This is a genomic window from Streptomyces sp. SPB074 (genome assembly GCF_000154905.1).
GTDB lineage: Bacteria > Actinomycetota > Actinomycetes > Streptomycetales > Streptomycetaceae > Streptomyces.
Map to the genome: position 1 here is coordinate 2,093,922 of NZ_GG770539.1, position 6,413 is coordinate 2,100,334.

The 6,413-nt window shown below is 74.3% G+C and carries 7 protein-coding genes; 5 read left to right on the top strand and 2 right to left on the bottom strand.

What is annotated here, in order from left to right:
- Positions 1-566: 566 nt before the first annotated feature.
- Positions 567-1,523, bottom strand: coding sequence for an alpha/beta fold hydrolase (locus SSBG_RS08335; protein ID WP_008745753.1), 957 nt, complete (start codon positions 1,521-1,523; stop codon positions 567-569).
- A gap of 149 nt (positions 1,524-1,672) precedes the next feature.
- Here SSBG_RS08335 and SSBG_RS08340 point away from each other — a divergent pair, with 149 nt between their 5' ends.
- The 4 genes from SSBG_RS08340 to SSBG_RS08355 all read left to right on the top strand — a co-directional run bounded on the left by SSBG_RS08340 (position 1,673) and on the right by SSBG_RS08355 (position 3,697).
- Positions 1,673-1,861 (top strand): hypothetical protein, encoded by a 189-nt coding sequence (locus SSBG_RS08340; protein WP_008745754.1) that lies wholly within the window; start codon positions 1,673-1,675, stop codon positions 1,859-1,861.
- 250 nt (positions 1,862-2,111) lie between these two features.
- Positions 2,112-2,768: a TetR/AcrR family transcriptional regulator gene (locus tag SSBG_RS08345; protein ID WP_008745755.1), complete on the top strand. Its 657-nt coding sequence runs from the start codon at positions 2,112-2,114 to the stop codon at positions 2,766-2,768.
- Between the two features lie 206 nt (positions 2,769-2,974).
- Positions 2,975-3,202, top strand: a complete 228-nt coding sequence (locus SSBG_RS08350) for a DUF3107 domain-containing protein (protein ID WP_007822359.1) — start codon at positions 2,975-2,977, stop codon at positions 3,200-3,202.
- Positions 3,203-3,421: 219 nt separating this feature from the next.
- A complete protein-coding gene (locus SSBG_RS08355) occupies positions 3,422-3,697 on the top strand; it encodes a hypothetical protein (protein ID WP_008745756.1) in 276 nt (91 codons plus the stop codon).
- 254 nt (positions 3,698-3,951) lie between these two features.
- On the opposite strand, the gene SSBG_RS08360 is transcribed toward SSBG_RS08355, so the two are convergent.
- Positions 3,952-4,668: a ferritin-like fold-containing protein gene (locus tag SSBG_RS08360; RefSeq protein WP_008745757.1), complete on the bottom strand. Its 717-nt coding sequence runs from the start codon at positions 4,666-4,668 to the stop codon at positions 3,952-3,954.
- 513 nt (positions 4,669-5,181) lie between these two features.
- Between SSBG_RS08360 and SSBG_RS08365 the strand changes: the two genes are divergently transcribed.
- The coding region (locus SSBG_RS08365; RefSeq protein ID WP_420790267.1) for a DEAD/DEAH box helicase at positions 5,182-6,413 on the top strand (1,232 nt) is incomplete at its 3' end.

Sequence of the window (6,413 nt, forward strand, 5' to 3'; positions counted from 1 at the left end):
CCGGGGGCCGGGGGCCGGACGACCGCGGGCCGGCGGCCGGCGGGCGGGAGCCGGAGGGAGCGGGCCGGGCGGCGGGAACGGGCTTGCGCGACTCCCGCGCCCCGGTCGCGGGCCGCGCCCCGGTCGCGGGCCGCTCCCCGGTCGCGGGGGGCCGGGCGGCGGGGGCGCCCTGAGCGGGGACCTCGCGGGGCCGGGCGCGGGGCGTGTCGGGGGACGGCGGGGCGGGGGCCTCGCCCGGCGTACGGTCCTGCGGGTTCGGCGGACGGCGGTGTCGTCCCACGCGGTCCCTCGGCTTCCTGTCTCGCGCTGTCGTCTCGCTGTGTTCCGGTCCGGCCGCGACGGCTGCCCGGCGGGCCGGTCCTGATCGCCGCGGGCCGCTGTGCGCCGCCGCGTCACCCTGTGTTCCGGCTGTCTTCCGGCGGCTCCTCGGCGGCCCGGTCCCGTGCGCCCGGCACCCGGGGCCCGCGTGGTCCGCCCTTCCGGGCAACGTACGCGCCGCACGGGGCGAAGGCGCCGTATTCGCGGAAAGCGCCCCTACCGGGCAGGGAGCACGCTACCCGGCGCCCTCACCCCACCCGTTCGCTCCTGGCCAGGTGGGCACGGATCGCCTCGGCGACCGTCTCGGGGTATTCCATCATCGCGACGTGACCGGCCTCGGGCAGAGTCAGCAGCCGGGAGTCGCGGAAGGCCCTGGTCGCCTTGCGCGCCATGCGGGAGGAGACGAGCTGGTCGCGGCCCCCGTAGACGAGGAGCGTGGGGGCGAGGACGCGTTCGGCCTGCCGCCAGAGATTGTGCTGGCCGCCGAGCGTGTACGCGTTGACGATCGCGCGCGCCGAGCGGGTCATCGCGTCCCAGAAGTACGGGAGCGTCAGGCGCCGCTCCATCTCGGAGACGGCCTGCCGGAACCCGGCCTCGTCCACGCGCCGGGGGTCCCCGTAGCAGAGCGCCATGACGCCGCGGACGCGGTCCTCGGCGCTCCAGTCGCGCGAGAGGCGGTTGAAGAGCGCGGTGACGCCGGGGACGGCGAGCAGCCCGGTGGGCACCGCCGTGCGCTGCACGCGGATCTCCGGCAGGGCGGGCGAGATGAGCGTCAGGGTGCGGACGAGATCGGGGCGTGCCGCGGCCACGCGGGTGACGATGGCGCCGCCCATCGAGTTCCCGACGAGGTGCACGGGACCGCGCCCGTCCGCGTCCAGGAGCGCGACGACGGAGCGGGCCTGCGCGGAGATGCCGTAGTCGCCGTCGTCCGGCGGCGGGGAGTCCCCGAAGCCGGGGAGGTCGAGCGCCTCGCCCGCGACGTCCTCGCGCAGCAGCCGCAGCAGCGCGGACCAGTTCAGCGAGGAGCCGCCGAGGCCGTGCACGTACAGCGCCGGGGGCAGTCCCTCGCGCGGGGGCGGCACCGAGCGCACGGCGAGCGTGCGGCCCGGCAGACGGCGGGTGCGCAGCTCCTCGCCCGGGGCGAGGGGGACGGGACTCACCCGGGGTTCGGCGGCTGCGGGCAGGGAAGACGGTTCCGGGGACACGCCGCCATGTTACGAGAGGGTCACGCCCGGGGAGCCTGTGCGAGCGATCACACCCGGGAACGTACGCGACGTACCCTGACAATCAGGGCGGGCCACCGCGGTCCGCGTCCCGCCCGCACCGTGTCGCCCGCGCCCGAAAGGCGAGTGCCATGACGATCGACCCGCAGGACCCCCGAGCCGGACAGACCCCGGTGGACCCGGAGGAGCCGGAGACCTTCGAGGACGAGGGCGAGGAGCCCTCCCCGCTGGAGCGCAAGGATCCCGAGGCGGTGGAGGAGGCGGACCGCGCGGAGCAGGAAGCCGTCGTGGAGGACGCCGACGAGGACGAGTACCGCTGACGGCGCGCGCGGCCCCGGCACCCGGGGCCGCGCGCGGGCCTCGTCGCGCGTCCCGGAATCGCCGCGTGCCGCCTTCTGTCGCGATACCTCCGCCAAACCCGCCCCTATCGTCCTGACACCGCCGTGACCAGCACAAACCCCGCGTCCCCCTGGTGAAAATCCGGCGCAGGGCGCGCACAGGGCGGTTACCGAAAAGTACGATGGCGGGCGCGGGCACCGTTCCGCGAAGGCAACGATCCTGGGAGGCGGCGTGAGCGCCATCGAGCAGACAGAGGCAGCGCGCCCGAGGGGCACCCGGCTGCCGCGCCGCGCGCGCCGGAACCAGCTCCTCGGCGCGGCGCAGGAGGTCTTCGTCGCGCAGGGCTACCACGCGGCGGCGATGGACGACATCGCCGAGCGCGCGGGAGTGAGCAAGCCGGTCCTCTACCAGCACTTTCCCGGGAAGCTCGACCTGTACCTGGCGCTGCTCGACCAGCACTGCGAGGCACTGCTCCAGGCGGTGCGCGCGGCGCTCGCCTCGACCACCGACAACAAGCAGCGCGTGCAGGCGACGATGGACGCCTACTTCGGCTACGTCGAGGACGACGGCGGCGCCTTCCGGCTCGTCTTCGAGTCGGACCTGACCAACGAGCCGGCGGTGCGCGAGCGCGTGGACCGGGTGACGGTGCAGTGCGCGGAGGCGATCTGCGAGGTCATCGCGGAGGACACCGGTCTCTCGCGCGACGAATCGATGCTGCTCGCCTCCGGACTCGGCGGCCTGGCCCAGGTCGTGGCCCGTTCCTGGCTGCACAGCGACCGCAGCGTGCCGCGCGACACGGCGGTCCAGCTCCTCACCTCCCTCGCCTGGCGCGGCATCGCGGGCTTCCCGCTGTACGGGAGCGAGCAGGGGCAGGGGCAGGGCGACTGAGCCCTCGCGTCCGCGGCGAGCGCCGTGCCGGGGCCGTGAGGCGGTTCCCGTCGCCGGTGGCCGCGAGGGTGCCGTCGGGGGTGCGCCGCGCGTGTTCGCTCAGGGCGTGCCGGGCTCCGCTCAGCGGGGTCCCCTCGCCGGGCTAATGTGGGGCGCGTACGGCGCGCTGGGTCGCGCACATCGGTGACCGTCGGAGGGACATAGCCGTGGAGGTCAAGATCGGGGTGCAGCACGCGCCGCGCGAGATCGTTGTGGAGAGCGGGCAGAGCGCCGACGAGGTCGAGAAGGCCGTGGCCGACGCGCTCGGGGGCACGTCCCCGCTGCTGAGCCTGGAGGACGACAAGGGCCGCAAGATCCTCGTCCCCGCCGCGAAGCTCGCGTACGTGGAGATCGGCGAGTCCGCTCCCCGCAAGGTCGGCTTCGGCGTGGCCTGAGTCCGCGCCGCCCACCGGCCGGGCGTCACGAGAGGCGGTCCCCCGCGCGGGGGACCGCCTCTCGTCCTTGTACGCGCGCCATGCGCGCGCCCCCGGCTCGCGCCCCTCTGCCGCGCGACCTCTCGAATCCCCGTTCCCCGCCCCCGCGCGCGATTGCGGCCCACCCCCACGGGTAGGACGGCTTCAACCGAATCGGCCCGTGGACACCGGGAGGACCGGATGCTCGTGGAAGCAGTGGGCGCCGCCGCGCTCGGCCTCGTGCTCGCCGCCCTGGCCCTGCGCCGCCTCCCCGGGCGGCTGCCGCGCCCGGTCCTCGTCCACGCGACGGGCGGCGTGGGCGGCCTCTTCGGCGCCTTCGTGGCGCACAGTTCCCTCGGCCCGGGCCACCTTCCGCTGAGCCTCCTCGCCGCGACCGCCGTCACGGCGGCACTGCTCTCGCTCCTCCCCCGCCCCGAGGCCGCCCCCGAACGACCACGCGAGAGCGCGACCGCCTGAGCGCGCGCCATACGCGGGTACGGCGCTCCCGCCGCCGCGCACGGCACCCCGCCTCGGCGGCTCCCGCACCGCACGGCCCGGCACACCCCCGCGCGGCCCCGCCATGTACCGCGACGAGCATGGCCGGAAATCGCCGGACGCGGAGGGAAGACCGCAGGCCCTCGGACGCCCCCTCAGGACATCCGCCTCACCCTGACCGCGCCACCCTCACGCCGCCACCCCGCGACAGCCGCTCACCCGTCAGGACGCACGCCTCAGGACGCCAGCCCCAGCGCCGCCATCCGCTTCGTGTGCGCCTCCGTGATCCGCGAGAACATGCGGCCCACCTCCGCGAGGTCGAAGCCGTCCGCCAGGCCGCCGACGAGCATCGTGGAGAGGGCGTCGCGCTCCGCGACGACCCGCTGGGCCTGCGAAAGGGCCTCGCCCATCAGGCGGCGCGCCCACAGCGCGAGCCGGCCGCCGACGCGCGGGTCCGCCTCGATCGCGGCGCGGACCTTCCCGACCGCGAAGTCCGCGTGGCCGGTGTCGGCGAGGACGGTGAGGACGAGGTCCTTCGTGTCCGTGTCGAGGCGTACCGCGACCTCGCGGTAGAAGTCGCTCGCGATGGAGTCGCCCACGTACGCCTTGACCAGGCCCTCCAGCCAGTCCGAGGGCGCCGTCTGCTGGTGGAAGGCATCGAGCGCGGTCGCGAAGGGCTGCATGGCCTCGGCGGGCTCCGCGTCGATCTCGGTGAGCCGGTCGCGCAGCTTCTCGAAGTGGTGGAACTCGGCGGAGGCCATCGAGGCCAGCTCCGCCTTGTCCTTCAGCGTCGGGGCGAGCTTGGCGTCCTCGGCCAGGCGCTCGAAGGCGGACAGTTCGCCGTAGGCGAGGGCACCGAGGAGGTCCACGACCGCGTCCCTGTAGTGCGGCTCGGCGGAGCTCGCGGCCCAGTCACGGGCGGTGGTCGCTGCGGCGGTCTCTGGCGTCTCCATGCCCGCACAATAGCCCGCGCCCCGGGGCCCGCACCCGGGCGGCCGACAGGTGTGATGACCACTACGTGTGGCCTTCGGCCGACACCCCTGCGGGCTTTGGGGGTATGGTGGTAAAGGAGCCCGCCGAATATGCCCATATGTTCAGCGGGTGTACCGAGGATGCCCGGTCGGTGGCCCGATCGGCTCCGACCCGACAGCCCTCCCGGCCGGTCGCGCCCCGAGCGCGTACGGCTGTCGAGGGGCCCTCAGCGGTATGAGCGCTGTGAGCGTGGGCAGAGGTCCCGCGACGCGACCCGGCCCGTCCCCGTTACAGCGGCCTGCGGTCCGCGGCACGGTCAAGATCCCTCACGTTCCCTCGTACCGCCTTAACGAAGAGGCAACATCCTGAGTACGCAGACTTTCCGGGACCTGGGGATTCTCCCCGAGACCGCCGAGGCGCTGGAAGCCGTCGGCATCGTCTCCCCCTTTCCCATCCAGTCACTGACCCTGCCCGTCGCCCTGTCCGGCTCCGACGTGATCGGCCAGGCCAAGACCGGGACCGGCAAGACGCTCGGCTTCGGCCTCCCGCTCCTGGAGCGGGTGACCGTCTCCGCCGACGTCGAGGCCGGACGCGCCACCCCGGACAAGCTCAGCGAGGCGCCGCAGGCCCTCGTCGTCGTGCCCACCCGCGAGCTGTGCACGCAGGTGACCAACGACCTCCAGACCGCCGGCAAGGTACGCGACGTCCGCGTCCTCGCCATATACGGCGGCCGCGCCTACGAGCCGCAGGTCGAGGCGCTCAAGAAGGGCGTCGACGTCGTCGTCGGCACCCCGGGCCGTCTCCTCGACCTCGCCGGTCAGCGCAAGCTCGACCTCAGCAAGGTGCGGGCCCTCGTGCTCGACGAGGCCGACGAGATGCTGGACCTCGGCTTCCTGCCCGACGTCGAGAAGATCGTGTCGATGCTGCCCGTGAAGCGGCAGACGATGCTCTTCTCGGCGACGATGCCGGGCGCCGTCGTCTCCCTCGCGCGCCGCTACATGTCGCAGCCCACGCACATCAACGCGACCTCGCCCGACGACGAGAACGCCACCGTCGCCAACACCGAGCAGCACGTCTTCCGCGCGCACTCGATGGACAAGCCGGAGATGGTCGCGCGCATCCTCCAGGCCGAGGGCCGCGGGCTCGTGATGATCTTCTGCCGCACGAAGCGTACGGCGGCCGACATCTCCGAGCAGCTCCAGCGGCGCGGTTTCGCCGCGGGCGCGGTGCACGGCGACCTCGGTCAGGGCGCCCGTGAGCAGGCGCTGCGCGCCTTCCGCAACGGCAAGGTCGACGTGCTCGTGTGCACCGACGTCGCCGCGCGCGGGATCGACGTCGAGGGCGTCACGCACGTCATCAACTACCAGACGCCCGAGGACGAGAAGACCTACCTGCACCGCATCGGCCGTACCGGCCGCGCGGGCCGCTCGGGTACGGCCGTCACGCTCGTGGACTGGGACGACATCCCGCGCTGGCAGCTCATCAACAAGGCGCTCGGGCTCGGTTTCCCGGACCCGGCCGAGACGTACTCGACCTCCCCGCACCTCTTCGAGGAGCTGAAGATCCCGGCGGGCACGAAGGGCGTGCTGCCGCGCAGCGAGCGCACCCGCGCCGGTCTGGACGCCGAGCAGGTCGAGGACCTGGGCGAGACGGGCGGTCGCGGCAAGCGCGGCGGCACCGCCCCGGCCGGGGCGCGCGGGGGTGCCCCGCGCCGAGTACCGCGAGG

What these genes read in the sequence shown, in the direction of transcription:
- SSBG_RS08340 (WP_008745754.1), top strand. Translation starts at nt 1,673, where the DNA reads ATGACGATCGACCCGCAGGACCCCCGAGCCGGACAGACCCCGGTGGAC.
- SSBG_RS08355 (WP_008745756.1), top strand. Translation starts at nt 3,422, where the DNA reads ATGCTCGTGGAAGCAGTGGGCGCCGCCGCGCTCGGCCTCGTGCTCGCC.
- SSBG_RS08360 (WP_008745757.1), bottom strand. Translation starts at nt 4,668, where the DNA reads ATGGAGACGCCAGAGACCGCCGCAGCGACCACCGCCCGTGACTGGGCC.